The sequence below is a fragment of the Mesorhizobium sp. PUT5 genome (genome assembly GCF_052216645.1).
In the GTDB taxonomy this organism is placed as follows: Bacteria; Pseudomonadota; Alphaproteobacteria; order Rhizobiales; family Rhizobiaceae; genus Mesorhizobium.
In genome coordinates this window covers 3,269,463-3,288,765 of sequence record NZ_JBQOSO010000003.1, presented here as the reverse complement: position 1 = coordinate 3,288,765, position 19,303 = coordinate 3,269,463, and the positions used below count along the sequence as shown (strand labels likewise).

The 19,303-nt window shown below is 65.8% G+C and carries 22 protein-coding genes; 11 read left to right on the top strand and 11 right to left on the bottom strand.

Features of this window, described 5'->3' with window-relative positions; genetic code table 11:
* Positions 1–10: 10 nt before the first annotated feature.
* The 4 genes from ACTDI4_RS17550 to ACTDI4_RS17535 all read right to left on the bottom strand — a co-directional run bounded on the left by ACTDI4_RS17550 (position 11) and on the right by ACTDI4_RS17535 (position 2,613).
* The gene (locus ACTDI4_RS17550) at positions 11–1,099 is read right to left on the bottom strand and encodes a class I SAM-dependent methyltransferase (protein WP_442842370.1); all 1,089 of its coding nucleotides are present in this window, start codon (positions 1,097–1,099) and stop codon (positions 11–13) included.
* Positions 1,096–1,950: a prolipoprotein diacylglyceryl transferase gene (lgt, locus tag ACTDI4_RS17545; RefSeq protein ID WP_442842369.1), complete on the bottom strand. Its 855-nt coding sequence runs from the start codon at positions 1,948–1,950 to the stop codon at positions 1,096–1,098. The genes ACTDI4_RS17550 and lgt overlap by 4 nt, the downstream gene beginning before the upstream one ends.
* Before the next feature lie 100 nt (positions 1,951–2,050).
* Positions 2,051–2,350, bottom strand: coding sequence for a type II toxin-antitoxin system RelE/ParE family toxin (locus tag ACTDI4_RS17540; RefSeq protein WP_442842368.1), 300 nt, complete (start codon positions 2,348–2,350; stop codon positions 2,051–2,053).
* Entirely contained in the window at positions 2,347–2,613 is a 267-nt protein-coding gene (locus ACTDI4_RS17535) for a type II toxin-antitoxin system ParD family antitoxin (protein WP_442842367.1), read from the bottom strand. Before ACTDI4_RS17535 ends, ACTDI4_RS17540 begins: the two co-directional genes overlap by 4 nt.
* A 142-nt stretch (positions 2,614–2,755) precedes the next feature.
* Here ACTDI4_RS17535 and ACTDI4_RS17530 point away from each other — a divergent pair, with 142 nt between their 5' ends.
* The 4 genes from ACTDI4_RS17530 to ACTDI4_RS17515 all read left to right on the top strand — a co-directional run bounded on the left by ACTDI4_RS17530 (position 2,756) and on the right by ACTDI4_RS17515 (position 5,660).
* Positions 2,756–3,064, top strand: a complete 309-nt coding sequence (locus tag ACTDI4_RS17530) for an accessory factor UbiK family protein (RefSeq protein WP_442842366.1) — start codon at positions 2,756–2,758, stop codon at positions 3,062–3,064.
* A 319-nt stretch (positions 3,065–3,383) separates the two neighbouring features.
* Entirely contained in the window at positions 3,384–3,884 is a 501-nt protein-coding gene (locus tag ACTDI4_RS17525) for a YbjN domain-containing protein (RefSeq protein ID WP_442842365.1), read from the top strand.
* Positions 3,885–3,898: 14 nt separating this feature from the next.
* Positions 3,899–4,258 carry a tRNA-binding protein gene (locus tag ACTDI4_RS17520; protein WP_442842364.1) on the top strand — a complete coding sequence of 120 codons (360 nt, stop codon included), beginning with the start codon at positions 3,899–3,901 and terminating at the stop codon, positions 4,256–4,258.
* A 205-nt stretch (positions 4,259–4,463) separates the two neighbouring features.
* Positions 4,464–5,660, top strand: coding sequence for a TMEM43 family protein (locus ACTDI4_RS17515; protein WP_442842363.1), 1,197 nt, complete (start codon positions 4,464–4,466; stop codon positions 5,658–5,660).
* Here the strand turns inward: ACTDI4_RS17515 and ACTDI4_RS17510 are convergent.
* The 3 genes from ACTDI4_RS17510 to ACTDI4_RS17500 are packed head-to-tail and all read right to left on the bottom strand — an operon-like array spanning position 5,644 to position 8,360.
* Complete coding sequence (locus ACTDI4_RS17510; protein ID WP_442842362.1) at positions 5,644–7,056, bottom strand: ATP-binding protein; 1,413 nt, start codon at positions 7,054–7,056, stop codon at positions 5,644–5,646. The two genes, ACTDI4_RS17515 and ACTDI4_RS17510, sit on opposite strands and share 17 nt — an antisense overlap.
* A gap of 55 nt (positions 7,057–7,111) precedes the next feature.
* Positions 7,112–7,831 (bottom strand): response regulator, encoded by a 720-nt coding sequence (locus ACTDI4_RS17505; RefSeq protein ID WP_442842361.1) that lies wholly within the window; start codon positions 7,829–7,831, stop codon positions 7,112–7,114.
* A gap of 16 nt (positions 7,832–7,847) precedes the next feature.
* Entirely contained in the window at positions 7,848–8,360 is a 513-nt protein-coding gene (locus ACTDI4_RS17500; RefSeq protein WP_442842360.1) for a MarR family winged helix-turn-helix transcriptional regulator, read from the bottom strand.
* Positions 8,361–8,617: 257 nt separating this feature from the next.
* Between ACTDI4_RS17500 and ACTDI4_RS17495 the strand changes: the two genes are divergently transcribed.
* The 3 genes from ACTDI4_RS17495 (at position 8,618) to ACTDI4_RS17485 (ending at position 10,721) form a co-directional block, all read left to right on the top strand.
* Positions 8,618–9,511, top strand: coding sequence for a branched-chain amino acid aminotransferase (locus ACTDI4_RS17495; RefSeq protein WP_442842359.1), 894 nt, complete (start codon positions 8,618–8,620; stop codon positions 9,509–9,511).
* A 143-nt stretch (positions 9,512–9,654) separates the two neighbouring features.
* Entirely contained in the window at positions 9,655–9,963 is a 309-nt protein-coding gene (locus ACTDI4_RS17490; protein WP_442842358.1) for a hypothetical protein, read from the top strand.
* Positions 9,964–10,079: 116 nt separating this feature from the next.
* Positions 10,080–10,721 carry an MBL fold metallo-hydrolase gene (locus tag ACTDI4_RS17485; RefSeq protein ID WP_442842357.1) on the top strand — a complete coding sequence of 214 codons (642 nt, stop codon included), beginning with the start codon at positions 10,080–10,082 and terminating at the stop codon, positions 10,719–10,721.
* Between the two features lie 97 nt (positions 10,722–10,818).
* Here ACTDI4_RS17485 and ACTDI4_RS17480 read toward each other — a convergent pair whose 3' ends face one another.
* The 3 genes from ACTDI4_RS17480 to ACTDI4_RS17470 form a co-directional block, all read right to left on the bottom strand.
* A complete protein-coding gene (locus tag ACTDI4_RS17480) occupies positions 10,819–11,247 on the bottom strand; it encodes a BA14K family protein (RefSeq protein WP_442842356.1) in 429 nt (142 codons plus the stop codon).
* A gap of 319 nt (positions 11,248–11,566) precedes the next feature.
* Complete coding sequence (locus ACTDI4_RS17475) at positions 11,567–11,779, bottom strand: cold-shock protein (protein WP_006202521.1); 213 nt, start codon at positions 11,777–11,779, stop codon at positions 11,567–11,569.
* A gap of 246 nt (positions 11,780–12,025) precedes the next feature.
* Entirely contained in the window at positions 12,026–12,238 is a 213-nt protein-coding gene (locus ACTDI4_RS17470; protein WP_442842355.1) for a cold-shock protein, read from the bottom strand.
* 520 nt (positions 12,239–12,758) lie between these two features.
* Between ACTDI4_RS17470 and ACTDI4_RS17465 the strand changes: the two genes are divergently transcribed.
* The 3 genes from ACTDI4_RS17465 to ACTDI4_RS17455 all read left to right on the top strand — a co-directional run bounded on the left by ACTDI4_RS17465 (position 12,759) and on the right by ACTDI4_RS17455 (position 17,391).
* Positions 12,759–14,396: a tetratricopeptide repeat-containing sulfotransferase family protein gene (locus ACTDI4_RS17465; RefSeq protein ID WP_442843387.1), complete on the top strand. Its 1,638-nt coding sequence runs from the start codon at positions 12,759–12,761 to the stop codon at positions 14,394–14,396.
* 170 nt (positions 14,397–14,566) lie between these two features.
* Positions 14,567–16,183 carry a GMC family oxidoreductase gene (locus tag ACTDI4_RS17460; protein WP_442842354.1) on the top strand — a complete coding sequence of 539 codons (1,617 nt, stop codon included), beginning with the start codon at positions 14,567–14,569 and terminating at the stop codon, positions 16,181–16,183.
* Positions 16,180–17,391, top strand: a complete 1,212-nt coding sequence (locus ACTDI4_RS17455; protein ID WP_442842353.1) for a mandelate racemase/muconate lactonizing enzyme family protein — start codon at positions 16,180–16,182, stop codon at positions 17,389–17,391. Before ACTDI4_RS17460 ends, ACTDI4_RS17455 begins: the two co-directional genes overlap by 4 nt.
* 503 nt (positions 17,392–17,894) lie before the next feature.
* Here the strand turns inward: ACTDI4_RS17455 and ACTDI4_RS17450 are convergent.
* Positions 17,895–18,827, bottom strand: a complete 933-nt coding sequence (locus ACTDI4_RS17450) for a diacylglycerol/lipid kinase family protein (RefSeq protein ID WP_442842352.1) — start codon at positions 18,825–18,827, stop codon at positions 17,895–17,897.
* Positions 18,828–19,043: 216 nt separating this feature from the next.
* Between ACTDI4_RS17450 and ACTDI4_RS17445 the strand changes: the two genes are divergently transcribed.
* Entirely contained in the window at positions 19,044–19,301 is a 258-nt protein-coding gene (locus ACTDI4_RS17445) for a SemiSWEET family sugar transporter (protein WP_442842351.1), read from the top strand.
* Positions 19,302–19,303 lie beyond the last annotated feature (2 nt).

Here is a 19,303-nt window from a genome sequence, read left to right as displayed (position 1 = left end):
CTCGGAAAAGTCAATTGCCGCCGTCGAAGGGGGCCACGGCGACACCTTTCGGCAGCACGGCCATGACCTTGAAAAGATCGCCCATGGCCTGCGGGCCGGCCAGCCGCTCGACCGCATCGGATATGCGTTCGCGCCCGGCTTCGCCGGCAGTCCCGCCGAGCCTGCCCGCCCGTTCGAGCAGGCCCAAGGCGAGCAGGAAGGCGCCCTGCGTCGTCAGGCCGGCGTGAAGCCCTTGCGCGCGCGCGGCGGCCGCCAGTGCGGCAAAATCGACATGGGCGGTCAGGTCCGCCTCGCCGGGGCTTTGCAGAACGTCTTCGTGCCGATGCCGGCGGAGCGCCTGGAAGGTGTCGCCGACGCCCGGTTCCAGATAGCCGTAGTCGATGAACAGCCCGGCGCCGCCATGCCGCGCCAGGCGTTCGGCGATCGCCGCCATCAAGGCCGAGCGGGCGGGCGCCATTTCGGCCACCGCTCCTTCCGGCGCCTCGTCCGCGCCGGGCGGCAGAAGGGCAGGGTCGAGCGAAGCCGCGCCGGCGAAGAAGCGCAGGCCGCCGGTCTCGTCCAGGCCGACCACGCGCTCGCGCCAGCCTCCGCCCATGCGCACGAACTGGCGGATGGGGATGGCGTCGAACAATTCGTTGCCGACGATGAGCAGCGGCGCCTCGGGCAGCGTGGCGATCGTCTCATGCCAGCCTATCCCCGCGCCGGCTTCGGCAAGCGTCGCCTTCTGGACCTCGGCCAGGCGAGGGCTGGTCTCGATCATGGCAAAGGTCGCGCTGCCGGCGAAGCCGGGGTCCAGCCTCATCAGGGTGCGCAGCATGTCCTTCATCAGCGTGCCGCGGCCGGGGCCGATCTCGGCCAGCGTCACCGGGTTCGGCCGGCCGAGCGCCTGCCAGGCCTGGTAGAGCCACACCGCCACCAGTTCGCCGAACATCTGGCTGATCTCGGGCGCGGTGACGAAGTCGCCTTCGACGCCGAAGGGCTCGCGGGTGGTGTAGTAGCCGTCCTGCGGGTCGAACAGGCAGGTCGCCATATATTCGCTGACCGGGATGGGGCCGGTTCCGGCGATGAGTTCGGCGATGCGCGCCTGCAGCCGCGTCATGTCGGCTGGCGTTCTGCGGGCTGCCGTGCCGGGGCCACGGGCCGTGCCGTGGCCATCGCCCAGATGCCGAACAGCACCATCGGCACCGACAGCACCATGCCCATGGTCAGCCAGCCGGTGCCGAGCAGATAGCCGAGCTGGGCGTCGGGCTCGCGGAAGAATTCCACGAAGATGCGCGACAGGCCATAGCCGCAGACGAAGGCGCCGCCGACGAAGCGCGGCGTCTTCAGCCTCAGGCGCGAATGGGTGAGGAAGCGCAGCACCAGAAACAGCACCAGCCCCTCCAGCAGCGCCTCGTAGATCTGGCTGGGGTGACGGGGGAACGGCCCGCCATTGGGGAATATCACCGCCCACGGCACGTCGCTGACCCGGCCCCAGAGTTCCGAATTGATGAAATTGGCCAGCCGCACCAGGCCGAGCCCCACCGGCACGCCGGCGGCGACCACATCGATCAGCGACCAGGGGCGGATGCCGCGCGAACGGGCAAACAGCACCATGGCCAGGATGGTGCCGAGCAAGCCGCCATGGAAGGACATGCCGCCCTGCCAGACGGCGAATATGTCGAGCGGATTGGCCAGATAGCGCGGCAGATCGTAGAACAGCACATAGCCGGTGCGCCCGCCCACCACCACGCCCACGGCCGCCCAGACCACGAAGTCGTCGAGGTCCTGCGGCTTCATCGGCAGGGCGCCGTCCGGCCACAGGCGCGGGTTGGTGACGAGGCGCTTGCCATACCACCAGGCAAACAGGATGCCGACGATGTAGCCCACCCCATACCAATGGATGGCCAGCGGCCCGAGATGGACGATCACCGGGTCGATGTTGGGGAAGGGCAGGGCGGCGATCGGCACGGGCGGTTCTCCGGATCAGGGGGCGGGGCCGGCCTCCCCGCCGACGCATTTGCAACAAACCATGCGGCAGGGTGTCGGCAGGGTCAATGCGGCGGTTGCGTCAGTCCTCGGGAAAGAGCAGGCGCTCGTGCTCCATGGCGCCGTGCAGCACCCGCACGATCTCCACGGCCTCGGCGCCGATGCGGTAGAAGATCAGGTAGTTTCCATGCACCCGCCGACGGATGCCGGCGGATTCATGATTTTCGAGAAGCGGGAAGGCTTGCGGCATGTCCTGCAAGCCCAGGCATTTGGTCCGAATTTCTCGAACGAAGCTCACCGCGCGAAAGGGGTTGGACAGGGCGATATAGTCGCCGATCGTCTCGATATCGACCTCGGCCGCTTCGGAGAAGACGATCCTCATCCCGCCTTCTTTGCCTGGGCCAGGTTCAGATATTTCGCTTCAAGGCGGTCGAGCACCTCGCCGGCGGGCTTTACTCTGCCCGCATCGGCATCTGCGATGCCCTTGGCCAGCGCGGCGTCGAGCGCGGCAAGGCGTGCCTCGCGCTCCTGCACCAACCGCACGCCTTCGCGCAGCACCTCGCTCTTGGAATTGTAGCGGCCCGTGCTGACCAGTTCATTGACTACGCCTTCCAGATGGGCGCCCAGATCCGCGCTGATGGCCATGGTTCGGCTCTCCCTGCTTGCCAGTACCAATAATAGTTATTGCTTTGGCGGGCCCGTGCAAGTGCCGCGTCCGTCGTTCCGGTCGGCGCTTGCATTCCGTGCTCACGGCCACTACGTCATTTTGGTCAATCGAGGTCTTGCCATGTCCACCGGAACGAACCGCATTCTCGACGAATTCGCCAAGCTGGTGACCGATGCGGCGGGCGCCGCGCAAGGCGTGCGACGCGAGGTGGAGACCGCCTTCCGCGCCCAGGCCGAGCGGCTGCTCAATTCCATGGACCTCGTCCAGCGCGAGGAATTCGACGCGGCTCGCGACATGGCCGTCAAGGCGCGCGAGGAAAACGCGAAGCTTCTGGCACGCATCGAGGCGCTGGAGGCGCGACTGTCGGGTGCTTCCGAGGCCGCTTCGGATGGTTCGGCGGCTTCGCCGAAGCCGCGCGCAAAAAAATAATCGTTAACCTTTTCCACAAGGCCCGGCCACGAAAAGCGCTTTGGGGTGAATCGCTTACCCCTGATCGGACCTGCGCCGCCGCCGCGGCTGTCCACATGCGAATTGCGCCTCATCAAAAATTGGGCTGGTCACGCGACTCCCGATCAATAGACTGAATTTGCTGCATGATTCGGGGCACGGATAATGCAGCCGGGCGGTGGGGTCCGGTCATGGGGTGTAGCGTCGAGCAGTCCAGGCCGTCCGGGTTCTAGAAAAATCGGTTCGTTGTGCGTGCGTTTCTGGAGCGAGACGGCGCTCCGCGAACGACAGGAAGAATTCCATGGAACTCCTCGAACTCGAAATTGCGCGCGAGATCCATCCGGTGGATGTGATCGAACAGGTGGCGCATAACAACGACTGGTCCTTCGAGCGGGCCGGCGACGACGAGATTTCGGTCTCGGTGGCCGGAACCTGGACCGACTATCACGTGTCCTTCTCCTGGATGGAGGATTTCGAGGCGCTGCATCTGGCCTGCGCCTTCGACATCAAGGTGCCGGAGAACCGCGCCCTGGAAGTGATGCGGCTGCTTTCGCTCATCAACGAGCAGATGCTGTTCGGCCATTTCGACCTGTGGGAGCAGGAGGGCGCGATCATGTTCCGCCAGTCGCTGCTGCTCGCCGGCGGGGTGGAGCCCTCCAGCCAGCAGGTCGAGGTGCTGCTTTCCTCGGCGCTGGAAGCCTGCGAATGCTATTTCCAGGCGTTCCAGTTCGTGGTCTGGTCGGGCACGTCGGCCAAGGACGCGCTGGCCAGCGTTCTCTTCGAGACCTACGGCACGGCGTAAACGGATAATTGCAGATGAGTTCGGGCAGCGGGCGAAAGCCCGAAATCACCTATGCGGACTTCGACAAGGTCGACATCCGCGCCGGCACCATCGTGGAGGCCGAGCCCTATCCGGAAGCGCGCAAGCCGGCCATCAAGCTGAAGATCGACTTCGGCCCCGAGATCGGCGTGAAGAAGTCGTCGGCGCAGATCACGCGCTACTATTCGCTCGAGACCCTGGTCGGACGGCAGGTCTTCGCGGTGGTGAATTTCCCGCCGCGCCAGATCGGCAAGTTCATGTCCGAGGTGCTGACGCTGGGTTTCCCGGACGGCGAGGGCGAGGTGGTGCTGGGCGCCATCGAGCGGCGGGTGCCGGACGGCGGCCGGCTGTTCTGAGGTCCCAGGCTCTCCACGCTTCCTGCCGATATCGGGCAACTGCATGCCCTTTGATCCGGCCTTTTGCTGCGTAAAGGCCGGCCCGACCCTGCTCCATTCATACTTCCTAAAAAGCCTTGCGATAAGGCAGGCCAGATCGCCGGGCACGGCGACAGGGGGGAGAGCGCGGGCGTGGCTGCCCGCCTCGCAATGGGGGACGGCTCGGGTGAGCAACAGTTTCAGCAAGACGACATCCGTTTCGTGGATCGAGCGCATCAAGCAGTCGGTGATCGGCGTGCTGATCGGGTTCGTCCTCGTTGTGGGAGCGGTGGTGCTCCTGTTCTGGAACGAGGGCCGCGCGGTAACGACCGCCCGCTCGCTGGCGGAAGGCGCGGGCGTTGTCGTTTCGGTGTCGAGCGATGCCGTCGATCCCGCCAATGAAGGCCGGCTGGTTCATGCCAGCGGCAGGCTTTCCACACAAGAGATGGTGCAGGACGATGACTTCGGGGTGGAGGCCGAAGGCGTTCGCCTGTCGCGAACGGTCGAAATGTACCAGTGGCGCGAGAAGACCAGCAAGGACACCAGGAAGAAGCTCGGCGGCAGTGAGGAAACCGTCACCACCTATAGCTACGCCACCGAATGGTCGAGCCGGCCGCTCGAATCCTCGGAATTCGAGCAGGCCGAAGGCCACGAGAATCCGCCGATGGAATTCGAATCCGACACGTTCCAGGTGCGACAGGCCCAACTCGGCGCCTTCGCGCTGGGCAGGGCCGTGCTCGATGAGATCGGCGGCGGTCGGGCAATGAAGATCCCGTCCGCGTCGCTGTCCGACATCGAGGCGGTCTATGAAGGATCGCAGAGACTGTCGATCGACGACGGCGCGATCTATCTCGGCGACAACCCGAGGAAGCCGGCCGTCGGCGACTACAGGATACGCTACGACCTGGTTCCCCTGGATACCATCAGCGTTGCCGGGCGACAGGCCGGAAGCGGCTTTGCGCCGTACCGGACCACGGCCGGCGACGAGCTGCTGCTCGTGGAGAACGGAACCGCGTCCGCAAGCGAGATGTTCGCCCATGCGGCGCGTGACAACAATCTGCTCGGCTGGATCATCCGGGCCGCCGGCCTTTTTCTGCTGGCGGTCGGTTTCACCATGGTGATGGAGCCGATCGGCGTGATCGCGGACGTGGTTCCCCTGATGGGCGACATCGTGCGCCTGGGGACGGGGCTGGCGGCGCTCGTCTTCACCGTCCTCGTCGGCGGCGGCGTCATCGCCATCGCCTGGTTCTATTACAGGCCCGTGGTGGCGATCTGCGTGCTGGCCGGCGGCGCGGCGCTCGCGTTCGCGCTGGTCCGCTACCGCAAGGGCCGTGCCGGCGCACGCCCCGGCCCAAGCGTTCCTGACCCTATGCCGGCACCTTGATGACGGCTCTCAGCCCGCCCAGCGGGCTGTCTTCCAGCGTGATGTCGCCGCCATGGCTGCGGGCGATGTCGCGGGCGATCGAAAGGCCGAGGCCGGTGCCGCTGGCGTCGAGGTTGCGCGCCGCGTCCAGGCGCACGAAGGGCTTGAACACCTCCTCGCGCTTGGCCGGCGGAATGCCCGGTCCGTCGTCATCCACGGTCACCACCAGTGTGCCGTTGCCGTGGACCGCGCTGACCTCGACCGCCTTGGCATAGCGGAAGGCGTTGCCGGTCACGTTCGACAGCAGCCGCGCGAAGGCGTTCGGCCGCACCAGCACCTGGCTGTTGCCGGTGATGGTCGTGGCCAGCTTGCGCTTGCGCAGCCTTGCCTCCTCGCCCAGCTTGTCGAAATAGGCCCGCAGGTCGAAATGCTCGGCGTCTTCGGCATTGTCGCCGCGCGCGAAGGCGAGATAGCCTTCCAGCATGGACTGCATGTCCTGCACGTCCTGGTTCAGCGCCTCGATGTCGGCCTTGCCGCGAGCCAGCGCCAGTTGCAGCTTGAAGCGGGTCAGGATGGTTCTCAGGTCGTGGCTGACGCCGGTGAGCATGGCGGTGCGCTGCTCGATCTGGCGCTCGATGCGCTCGCGCATCTGCATGAAGGCGAAGCCGGCGCGCCGCACCTCCTCGGCGCCGCGCGGGCGGAAGTCGGGCGGCATGGGCCGGCCCTTGCCGAAGCTCTCAGCCGCCTCGGCCAGCGTCAGGATCGGTTTGATCTGGTTGCGCAGGAAAGGAATGGCGATCATCAGCAGCACCAGCGAGGTGCCCACCATCCAGATCAGGAAGATGTGGGTGTTGGAGGCGTAGGCCTGGCTGCGGCGGACGAAGACGCGCAGCACCTTGTTCTCCAACTGGATGCGCACTTCCACGATGTTGGAGTTGCCGACCGTGTCGATCCAGAACGGTCGGTTGATTTGGCGGGTGATCTCCGACGACAGCGTCTGGTCCAGGATGGAAAAGAATGGCCGGGGGCCGGGCGGGGGCAGCGGGTCGGGCGGCAGAAGGTCGACCTTGAGCAGCAGGCGGTCCTGGGCGATGCGGATGATGTTGGCGTAGTCGGCGTCGTGCGGATAGGTTTCCATCAGGTCGATGACGGCCGAGATGTCGCGCACCACGGCTTGCGATAGGCGCAGCGTCACGGTCTGCCAGTGGCGTTCCATGAAGACGAACGCGATCACCGATTGCAGCAGGAACATCGGCGCGATGACGATGATGAGCGAGCGGGCATAGAGCCGCTTGGGCATGTAGAGCGAGACGAGCCGCCAGAAACGCCGCCACATGCCGCGCGTGGCCGCTGCCCAGCGCATCAGGCGCGTGGCGCGGCCATTCGTCTGCTGGCCCTGCAATTGCGTGGTCGCCATCTGCCCGCCGGTCCGAGGAACATCGCGCGGATCGCCTGTGTCCGCTCCCCGCATCCTATTCCACGCTGAGCCGATACCCAATACCGCGCACGGTCTGGAGCCAGACCGGATTGGCCGGATCGCGCTCGATCTTGCGGCGCAGCCGGTTGATCTGCACGTCGATGGTGCGCTCGCCCACTTCCGAATCGTCGCCCACCAGTTCGTGGCGGGGGATCGTCTCGCCGGCGCGGGCGGCGAAGATCGCCAGGATATCCTGCTCGCGGTCGGTAAGCTTGAGCAGCTCGCCGCCGCGCTTCAGTTCCCGCTTGGCGATCTGGAAGGTGTAGGGGCCGAAGACGAGCAGCTCGACCTTGGGCGTGGTCGCCGGGCCGCCGCGCCGCAATATGTTGTTGATACGCAGGATCAGCTCGCGCGGGTCGAAGGGCTTGGGCAGATAGTCGTCGGCGCCCGCCTCCAGCCCGGTGATGCGATTGTCGGTTTCCGAAAGCGCCGTCAGCATCAGGATCGGGACGTCCTTCTCCTCGCGCAGCGACTTGGTCAGGTCGACACCGCTTTCGCCGGGCATCATCACGTCGAGCACCAGGAGGTCGAAGTCGAGGCCGCGCAGCTTGCGCCGGGCTTCGTCGGCGTTGCCCGCCACGGTGACGCGGAAGCCGTTCTCGGTGAGATACTGCTTCAGCAGATTGCGGATGCGGGTGTCGTCATCGACCACCAAAAGGTGCGGCGCGTCGTCGCCGATCGTGAATGGGTTGTCCATCTTCTCATTGCTTTCCATGGGCGTCTCCATGGCCTCAGGCCGGCTTCTTGGGCAGAATGTCGATCTGCGCCCTGAGTTCCGGATCCACCATAGCCTTGAGGAAGTGCTCGATCAGGGCGCGATCTGCAACACCGCTGTCCTGCAATGCCCCACGGATGCGGCGCGACTGTGGCCGCGCCAGCGCCAGCGCCAGCGCGCGCCCCCTGGCGGTGGGGTACAGCTCGCGCTGCCGGCGGTCGCGGGGCCCCTGCACCTGCACGATGTGGTCGGTGTCGATCAACTGCTTCAGCACCCTGGCCAGAGACTGCTTGGTGATCTTCAGCACGTCGAGCAATTCGGCAACCGTCAGGCCGGGCCGGCGGTTGACGAAGTGGAGGACCCGGTGATGGGCGCGGCCGAAGCCGTAATCGGCAAGAATCTGGTCCGGGTCGGACGTGAAATCGCGATAGGCGAAGAACAGCAGTTCGATCAGCGTGAAGTCGATGCCGTCCTCGTCGGCTACCGCCGTCCTGATCGGTTTTTCGTCCGCGATGCTGCTGTCCGTCATGATGTTCCCGGTATGGCGCCAATTAAGTCAGTATTGTTGACATAATTTGGGGGCGATGATAATTTCTGGCAAGCTTTAGGGCCGATTGCGACCGAAAAGGCAAGGTGGAGGCGGTTTTTCGGAACTTCCTGAGTTTGCCACGTTCCGGTGCGGGCCTACGCTTCGGAAGCCGGCCGCCCGGGTCCCGACCTCGCCGCGACTGAACAAACGCAACCCTGCAACGACATGCGGGCGGCCGCCCGCCCTGGGAGGTTATGATGGCATCCGTTCCCTTCGATCAGCTCGACGGCTTCATCTGGATGAACGGCGAATTCGTCCAATGGGGCGACGCCAAGATCCATGTACTCACCCATGGCCTGCACTATGCCAGCGCCGTGTTCGAGGGCGAGCGCGCCTATGGCGGTGAAATCTTCAAGCTGACCGAGCATACCGAGCGCCTGCATGAATCCGCGCGCATCCTCGGTTTCCGGATCCCTTATTCTGTGGCCGAGATCGACGACGCCTGCCGCGAACTCTTGAAAAGGCAGGGCTTTCAGGACGCCTATGTGCGGCCGATCGCCTGGCGCGGCAGCGAGCAGATGGGCGTTTCGGCGCAGAACAACCGCATCAACTGCGCCATCGCCATCTGGCAGTGGCCGAGCTATTTCGACCCGGCGCAGAAGCTCAAGGGCATCCGCCTCGACATCGCCGAATACCGCCGCCCCGATCCGCGCACGGCGCCGTCGAAGTCGAAGGCCGCCGGCCTCTACATGATCTGCACCATTTCCAAGCATGCCGCCGAGGCCAAGGGCTATGCGGACGCCATGATGCTGGACTGGCGCGGCCAGGTGGCCGAAGCCACCGGCGCCAACATCTTCTTCGTCAAGGGCGGCAAGATCCACACGCCGACGCCGGACTGCTTCCTCGACGGCATCACCCGCCGCACCGTGATCGGCTTGGCGCGCGACCGCGGCCTGGAAGTGATCGAGCGTGCGATCCAGCCGGAGGAACTGGAGGGCTTCGAGCAGTGCTTCCTCACCGGCACGGCTGCGGAAGTGACGCCCGTCTCGGAGATCGGCCCGTACCGATTCGAGGTCGGCGAGATCGCAAAGACGCTGATGAACGACTATTCGGCAGCCGTGGAGCCCCGGCACGCCATCGCGGCCGAATAGAAAAATCGAGCGATTTCAATAACAAGGGCGGCCCGCAGGCTGCTCTTTTCATTTGGGGCGGCGCGCAATTGACATTGCCTCCATTCGGCGTCTCATGATTGCGCCGGCCGCGGCAGGCCGGCGTCAACGGAGGGAACGGCGACATGGAAACACTTCTTCCAATCATCGTGCAGGTGGTGACAGGCATCATCGGCGGCCAGGCGGTCGGAGCCGCGCTCAAGCAGGCGGCGATGGGCCAGCTTGCCAAGGTCCTCAGCGGCGCCATCGGTGGCGTGGCCGGCGGTGCCATCCTGAACAGCATCCTCGGCGGCAGCATCGATCCGGCGGCGGTCGCCCAGGCTGCGCAGGGGCTGGGGGCTTCGCTCAATCTCAACAACATCGTGGGCGGCGTCGGCGGCGGCGCGATCCTGACGGCGATCGTCGGCGCGGTCATGAACTCGATGAAGAAATAGGCTGTCCGGCCTTCGGCACGCGAGTGGGCGGCTGCGGCCGCCCATTCGTTTTCTGGCATGGTGGACGCGGCGCCCGGCTCAACCTAAATGAGCCGAAACAAACAGGACATCGCCAAATGGGTCAGCTCAATGCCGGCATCGTGCCGGTCACGCCATTCCAGCAGAACTGTACGATCCTGTTCGACACCGACACCAGGGAGGGCGTCGTGGTCGACCCGGGCGGCGACGTGGGCCAGATACTCGCGGCCCTGAAGGACAACGACATCGAGGCGGGCGCGATCTGGATCACGCACGGCCATATCGACCATGCCGGCGGGGCCATGGAACTGAAGGAGGCGCTGGGCGGCGTCGAGATCGTCGGCCCGCATGAGGCGGACAAGCCGCTGCTGGCCAATCTGGAAGAGCAGGGCAGGCGCTATGGCATCGCCGGCGCCCGTAACTGCACGCCGGATCGCTTCCTCGCCGAGGGCGAGACCGTTTCCTTCGGCGACCACCTGTTCGAGGTGTTCCACTGCCCCGGCCATGCGCCCGGTCATGTCATCTACTATAACCGCGCCGCGAAGTTCGCTCATGTCGGCGACGTGCTGTTCCGCGGCTCCATCGGGCGCACCGACCTGCCGGGGGGCGATCATGCGGCGCTGATCCGCTCGATCAAGGAAAAGCTGCTGCCGCTCGGCGACGACATCGGCTTCCTGTGCGGACACGGTCCGGGCGGGCGGTTCGGCGAGGAGCGGCGCACCAATCCCTTCCTCGTCTGACGCCGCAAAAAGAAGACGCCATCCGAAGGGGATGGCGCCAGTTTGTCAGGGCAGGGGAGGATGCGGCCGGAGCGGTCTCGCCCCGGCGAAAAGCGGCTCAGTTGGCGACGCAGAAATGCTCCTGCCCGTCATAGCCGACGAAAGTGCCGGTACGGGCGTTGAAGCTGCGGTAGCGGTTCGAGCAATAGTCGTACCAGTCGCGGGTCCAGGGCTCGAGGCCTCCCGCATAATACTGGCGCACGACCCGCACCGGCGCGCGGCGCACCACATAGGCAGGCCGATCGTAATAGTCGTAGTCGTAGCCGACCGGGCCGTCATAATAGGGCGGCGGAGGCGGCGGCTGCGAGGCGAGCGCCCCGCCGATCAGCGCGCCGGCGGCCAGCCCGGCAATGCCGGCGGCAACGGCATCGCCGTTTGAATGGTGATGGCGCCAGCGCCAGTCGCCCGCATTGGCGGCCGGCAAAGCCGCCAGGCTCATGGCGCCCACGCCAGTGCAGACAATGGCGGTCTTGAGGAAGCGGTTCATGGCGGTCTCCTTCGCGCCGGGCCGCCTCGCGCTGCGTCTCCGCAGCGGCCGGCCTGGTCTTGAGGGCATTAATAGGAGTCCGTGGCTGAACGGTGGCTGAACGAAAAGGTTCCGGGGCGTGACGCGGCGCAAAGGTTGCACGCAAAGGCCGCTCGTCACGGCCGGGCAGGGGAGGAGCGTGCCCGATGCGATGCGGCGGCGCTTCGATCTCGAGCCTCGGGTCGGCAAGCCGCCCTTCGACTCACGCTCCAAAAAAAATCAGCGCGCCGGCTTCTTGCCGAAGCCGCCGCGCAATCTCGATCCGCAGATGGATCGGGTGTCAGCCGATCGAAAGATTGACCGCTTTGGGACCCTTGCCGCGCTTGTCCGGTTCGGTGTCGAATGTCACTTTCTGCCCATCCTCAAGCCCGGGGAGCCCGGACGCCTGCACGGCCGAAATGTGGACAAACACGTCCTTTGCCCCGTCGTCCGGTGTAATGAAGCCGAACCCCTTGGCGTGATTGAAGAATTTGACGGTGCCGGTCTGCGGCATGGGAAACTCCTTTGAACCCCATCAGTCCAGTTCCGGGCCGGCGGGTGCCCGGAATGGAAATTTGTCGTTTATTTTCCGACCATCGGCAAGAGAAACTTTTGCGCGGCGGCCGTGCCCGCCCAGGCCTTCCAAAGGACCGCGCCAAAGGCCGGCGACGCCCTTTCCCGACGGGCTGCGAACACAAAAAAAGCGCGGCGGAAACCGCCACGCCTGTGCATGCCGCCGCACATGCCCGGGGACGATCGATCAGTCCGCGCGGAGGTTGACCGCCTTGGGGCCCTTGCCCATGCGGTCGGGCTCGACGTCGAACGTCACCTTCTGGCCGTCGACGAGCGTGCGCAGGCCGGATGCCTCGATCGCGGAAATGTGGACGAACACGTCCTTGGCGCCGCCGTCAGGCGTGATAAAGCCGAAGCCCTTGGTGGCGTTGAAGAATTTTACGGTGCCGGTCTGGGACATGGGAGAACTCCTTCACCCGTTCAGTATCTGGTCCTGCCGCCGCTCGCGCCGGAAGGCAGGTTCCGGTGGTTGCTTCGGCGGCCGCACATTCGCGAACGGCAAAACCCCCGCCGAAACGGGGCCGTCAGAGATTCAGACTATCGGGGAAAGGGTCGCGCAAAACGTTCCAGTCTCCGGGTCGCAAATGCCCGAACCCCACATTTATCGCACGAAAACGTGAAGGTTGCAAGACTCAGGTGGTACTGCTGCTACTTCAGGCCCTGTACGCCGCAGCGCCAAGATTGGCATCGGCCAGATGGCATGACCCATAGGCACAGTGCCATGCCGCCCGCCAAATGCCATGAAATCCAGGCAGGACGCCCCGGAACGAAACTCTTGAAACTTAACGCCGGCTGGCCTACGCCGAGGCGAGGCTTCCGCAAGCTATGGCAGGTTTCCCATCAACAGGGCTTTGAGACGACGAGAAGGCGCCAGGGGCGGCGGGGCGCAACCGCCGCGCGGCGGCGGGCTCGACGCGGCGGTGCGGCAGGCGCTGGCGCTCCACCAGGCCCGGCGGTGGGCGCAGGCGGAAGAGCTTTACCGCCAGGTGCTCAAGGCCAGGCCCGATCACGCGGCGGCCGCCCATTTCCTCGGCCTGCTGCTGCACCAGACCGGCCGCAGCGGCGACGGGCTGGCGCTCATCGAGCAATCCGTGCGCGTCGAGCCGAAGAATGCGGACTTCCTGAACAATCTGGGCACGGTGCTGCGCGATCTCGGGCGGGCCGCCGCTGCCGCCGACCATTTCCGCCGGGCCGTGGCCGCCCGGCCCGACATGCTGGCCGCGCGCGACAATCTCGGCACCGTGCTGAAGCTGGAAGGCCGTTTCGAGGCGGCGGAAGAGGTGTTCCGCGGCACGATCGGCCGCAATCCGTTCCATGTGCGGGCGCGGCTGGGCCTTGGCGACACGCTGCAGGAGGCCGGGCGCCTCGATGCGGCGCTTGCCGTGTTCGAGGAGGCGCTGGCGATCCGGCCGAAGGATGCCGAGGTGCTGCACGCCTATGGCGTCGGGCTCATGGAGAAGGGCCGGCTGGCGGAGGCGGCGGAGATGTTCCGCCGCGCGCTGGCCGCCGATCCCGCAATGGCCAGGGCCTGGCAGATGCTTTCGCAGGTCAAGCGGCAGGAAAAGGCGGACGGGGAACTCGCCGCCATGGCGGCGCTGCACGCCAGGGCGCCTGAAAACAGCCTGGAGCGCATGCAGCTTTCCTTCGGGCTGGGCAAGGCGCATGACGACCTCAGGCAATATGAGCGCGCCTTCGACTATGTTGCCGAAGGCAACGCCATCCGCCGCAAGGGCATCGCCTATGATGGCGAGCGTACCCGCCGCGAATTCGAGGCGATGAAGGCGACGTTCAGCAAGGCGTTCTTCGAGCATCGCAGGCCGAGCGCGATCGACGACGACACGCCCATCTTCGTGGTCGGCATGCCGCGCTCGGGCACGACGCTGGTCGAGCAGATCATCGCCAGCCATCCCAAAGTGTTCGGCGCGGGCGAGCTGACCATCCTGAAGACGGCCGTGGGCAAGGGCTTTCCGCTCGACATGAAGGGCGGTTTCCCGGCCGGCATCGCCGACATGCCCGACAAGGCCTTCGCCGACGCCGGCCACGACTATCTGGACATGCTGCATGCCCGCTATCCGGGCTTCCGCCACGTCACCGACAAGATGCCGGGCAACTTCATGCTGATCGGCTTCCTGCACATGATGCTGCCGAAGGCGAAGATCGTGCATTGCGCGCGCAACGCGGTGGCCACCTGCCTGTCGATCTTCAAGACGAATTTCCGCGGTGACGGCCATCTCTACAGCTACGATCTCGGCGAATTGGCCGACTTCCACAACCTCTACACGGACATGATGGCGCATTGGCGCGACGTGCTTCCCGGCGTGGTGCACGATGTGCGCTACGAGGATTTCGTCGCCGACCAGGAAGGTCAGTCGCGGGCGCTGATCGAATATCTCGGCCTGCCGTGGGACGATGCGGTGCTTTCCTTCCACGAGAACCAGCGGCAGGTGCGCACGGCCTCGGCCGCGCAGGTGCGCCAGCCCATGTACAAGGGCTCGGTTGATCTGTGGACGCGCTACGGCGACAAGCTGAAGCCGCTGATCGAGAAGCTGGAGCTTTGACGGTGCGGTCTTTCCGCATGGGCGGAAGGACGCCATCGTCAAAGGGCGATCCCCGATAGGACGGCCCGGGCGTCCGTCGTTTTTTTCACAAGCGGTGCCGGAAGCCCGGATGACGGGGCCCCGGCTCTGCCGCTAGGCTTGCGGAAATTTCCGCTCGCCCCGGCAGGCCCATGCAGACTTACGACTTCGTCATCGTCGGCGCCGGTTCCGCCGGTTGCGTGCTGGCCGAACGGCTTTCGGCCTCGGGCCGTTTTTCCGTGCTGGTGCTGGAGGCCGGCGGCAGCGACCGCCGCTTCTACGTGCAGATGCCGCTGGGCTACGGCAAGACCTTCTTCGACCCCGCGGTCAACTGGAACTATAAGACCGAGCCCGATCCCGGCCTGGCCGGCAATGCCGACCACTGGCCGCGCGGCAGGCTGCTGGGCGGGTCCAGCTCGATCAACGCCATGGTGTGGGTGCGCGGCGCGCGCGCCGATTTCGACGCCTGGGCCGAGGCGGGCAATCCCGGCTGGGGCTATGACGACGTGCTGCCGGCCTTCAAGGCCATCGAGGACAACGAAGCCGGCGCCGATGAATGGCGCGGCACCGGCGGGCCGGTACATGTCACCGACAACCGCAAGAAAGTGCATCCGCTGACCGGGCGCTACCTTGCCGCCGCGCGCATGGCCGGCCTGCCGCTCAATCCGGATTTCAACGGCGAAAGCCAGGAAGGCGCCGGCGTCTACCAGATCACCACCAGGAACGGCCGGCGCATGTCGGCCGCCCGCGCCTTCCTGCGCCCGGCGATGCGCAGGAAAAACGTGCGTGTCGAGACCGATGCGCATGTGACGAAGATCCTGTTCGAGGGCACGCGCGCCGTCGGCGTGGAATATTCCCGGAACGGCAGGACGATGCAGGCGCGCGCCGGCCGCGAGGTCATCGTCTCGGCCGGTTCGGTGAACTCGCCGCAATTGCTCCAGCTTTCCGGCATAGGCCCCGCGGAACTGCTGTCGGGGCTCGGCATACCGATCGTCCATGCGCTGGAAAATGTCGGCCGCAACCTGCAGGACCATCAGGGCATCAACTACACCTGGAAGGGCAGGGTGCCGACGCTGAACCAGATCCTGCGCCCCTGGTGGGGCAAGGCGCTGGTCGGTGTGCGCTACCTGCTGCTGCGCTCGGGCCCGCTTTCGATGTCGATGAACCAGGGCGGCGGCTTCTTCCGCACCGATGCGGCGCAGCCGCGCCCCAACATGCAGCTCTATTTCCAGGCGTTTTCCACGGTGATCCCCAGGAGCGGCGAGCGGCCGATCCTGTCGCCGGACCCCTGGCCGGGCTTTTCCATCGGCCTGTCCAACTGCCGCCCGTCGAGCCGCGGCGAGATCATGATCCGCTCGGCCGATCCGTTCGAACAGCCGCGCATCTCGCCCAATGCCTATTCCACCAATGAGGACGTGTCTGAAATGCTCGACGCGGTAAAGTTCCTGCGCCGCATCGCGGCGCAGGCCCCGATGGCCGAGATCATCGAGGAAGAGGTCCTGCCCGGGCCGTCCATTACCTCCGACGACGATCTGATCCAGGATTTCAGGAAGCGTTCCGGCACGGTCTACCATCCCGTCTCCACCTGCCGCATGGGGCCGGACCCCGCGCGCGCCGTGGTCGATGCGCGGCTGCGCGTGCACGGCATGTCGGGCCTGCGCGTCGTCGACGCGTCGATCTTTCCCGACAACATCGCCGGCAACACCAACGCCGCATCGATCATGACGGGGTGGAAGGGCGCCGAAATGGTGCTAGAGGACCATTCATGAAAATCACGGACGTAAAGACCTTCGTCGTCGGCAATCCGCCGCCGGGCATCGGCGGCAAGTATTTCATCTTCGTGAAGCTGACGACCGACAGCAACGTGGTGGGCTATGGCGAGGCCTACAACGCCACCTTCTCCGCCCATGTCACGGCGAAGATGATCGAGGACATGGCCGAGCGCTATCTCGTCGGCCGCGACCCTCATGACTTCGAGACCCTGTTCCGCCGCTGCTATTCCTCCGGCTTCACCCAGCGCCCGGACGTTTCCGCCATGGGCTGCTTCTCGGCGCTGGAGATGGCCTGCTGGGACATCGTGGGCAAGGAAGCGGGCAAGCCGGTGTACAAGCTGCTCGGCGGGCAGGTGCATGAGAAGCTGCGCACCTACACCTATCTCTATCCGCACACCGGCAGCGTCCACACCGAGGACGTGCATGGCAGGAACGTCTACAACGATCCCGACATGGCGGCCGAATGCGCGGCGCAATATGTCGATCAGGGCTTCACCGCCGTGAAGCTCGACCCCGCCGGCCCCTACACCGCCTTCGACGGCCACCAGCCGCGCCTGACCGACATCGACCTGTCCGCCCGCATGCTGAAGGCGATCCGCGAGGCGGTGGGCACGAAAGCCGACATCCTGTTCGGCACGCATGGCCAGTTCACGGCGTCGGGCGCGCTGCGCATGGCGGCTGCCATCGAGCCCTACGATCCGCTCTGGTTCGAGGAGCCGGTGCCGCCCGACATGCCGGAGGTGATGGCCGAAGTGGCGCGCGGGACGAGGATTCCCATCGCCACCGGCGAGCGGCTGGCGACGAAGTTCGAGTTCGCCCGCGTCATCGAGAACCGCGCGGCAGGCATCCTGCAGCCCGACCTCGGCCGCTCCGGCGGAATATTGGAGACGAAGAAGATCGCCGCCATGGCGGAAGCCTGGCACATCCAGATCGCCCCACACTGCTATTGCGGGCCGATCGTCGGCGCGGCCAATATCCAGCTCGCGGTGACGCTGCCCAACTTCCTGATCCTGGAATCGCTCAAGCAGTGGGACGGTTTCCACGAGACATTGTTGAAGAAGAAGATCGAATGGCAGGACGGCTACGTCATTCCGTCGAAGGAGGCCGGGCTCGGGGTCGAACTGGACGAGGCGGTGTGCGAGGCCCATCCCTATGACGGCACGGCGCTGCATCTGGAAATGGCGCAGGACCCGCTGATGCCGTGACGGCTAGGTCAGCGTCTCCGTAGCGAAGAACGGCTGTCCGGTATCGGTCAAATGTTCCGGAATGGATCCCGGCTCGCGGTCGCTATCGCTCCCTTGGCCGGGATGACGCGGTGTTGGCGTCACCCCGGAAGCGAGCCGAACGAAGTGAAGGCGATGCTATCCGGGATTCATTCCGGAACCTCTCCAAGCACTCCATGGCCGTCAGCATATACCGTTTCCCCCTCGTGCCTGCCTGAACTAGGGTCAGGACCTGTTAATTCGGTTGGAATGGTCGGAGCGGATTTGTGCGGATGCGCGAAGCAGGGCCGCAGGAAGGCTTGAGCCTTTCAAGGCCTTGCGACAAAGCAGCCCGTGCAAATCCGCCCGATCCGAAGGACGATCGAGCTGGCGTCGATCTGCCGCGTCAAAGTCCTCGACCGGGGGAACCACCCCGCTCTTCGGACTTTTCCTCGCATCTCTTGCCATCTCGAACGCCATTCCAACCAAATTAACAGGTCCTGACCCTAGTATCGCAGCGTCAGCGCGCCGGGCAGCATCTCGAACATGGCCGGGATGCGGCCGGGCGATTCCCCGTCTATGTCGACCAGCGCGGCATCGTCGTCGCTCATCGGCTCCACCGTCACCTTGCGGCCGCGCAGGATGGTGATGGCCGGATGGTTGCGGTGCTGGCCGCCATAGACGAGGCGGATGTCGCGGATCAGCCCCAGCTTGCCGGCGGCCCGCAGGATGACGACCTCGAACTGGCCGTCGTCGAGCACCGCGTCGGGCGCCACCATCATGCCGCCGCCGAAGAACCTGCCGTTGGCCACCGCCACCAGCGCCATGCGCGCCTCCACCGGCTCGCCGTCGTCTATGGAAATGCGCACATGCTGGAAGCGGTAGCGCATGAACTCGGCCACCGTGCGCCAGTAGAACAGCGCCTTGGCCGAGACCCTGCCCTTGCGCCTGTCGGCATTCACCGCCCGGTCGGTCGCGCCGGAAAGACCGAGGCTGGCAATGTTGATGAAATGGCGGCTGGCCAGCGCGCCGTGATCGTCCACATAGGAGATGCGGCCGGCATCGATCTTCCTGCCCTTCGCCTCCGCGATGCGCGCCACCAGCGCGTCCATGTCATGCGGAAGGCCCAGCCCGCGCGCGAAGTCGATGGCCGTGCCGTAAGGGATCAGCGCCAGCTCGGCGGTCCCGCAGCCTTCGTCCGCCGCCTGCAACAGCCCGTCGGCCACCTCGCTGGCGGTGCCGTCGCCGCCGGCCGCGATGACCAGGCCGAACCCGTCGGCGGCGAAATCCAGCGCCAGCCGCTCGGCGTCGCCGCCGACCTGCGTCTGGCGCAGTTCTGTGTCGCCGAAATGCCGGCGCAAGGCAGCGGCCATCCGCGGCCAGTCGCGCTTCAGCCGGCCGCCGCCGGCAACGGGATTGAGGATCACCCCCACTTTCAAGCGCGTCCTCCCCGGCTTGTGTCGAGCCTAGACATTGAAGCGCCTTCGGCCTGCGGCCGGCAAGGGCAAAAACCGTGGTTCCCTGCAAGGGCGCTGCCGGATGCGACCCCTCGACGCGGCCGGTCGCGCCGGTTCGCTGGCCGCTTCACAGCAATCGGCAAATCTGGCATAGAGACCGCGCGCCGGCCGACCGGCGTCTTTCGAAAGTTCCCGACCTTGCATCCCGCTATTGAAATCATTGGCGCGGTCGCCGCGCTTGCCACCACGCTCGGCTGGGTTCCGCAGGTGAGGAAGGTTGCGCGCGAGCGCAAGGCCGATAACATTTCGCTGGCTGCCACCGGCGTCATCGCCTTCGGCGTTCTTATGTGGACGATCTACGGCACGCTGATCGGCTCCTGGCCGGTGATCGCCGCAAACGGCGTCACTTTCCTCTTCATCATCGCCATCGTGGGCATGAAGCTGCGCTTCGGCTAGGG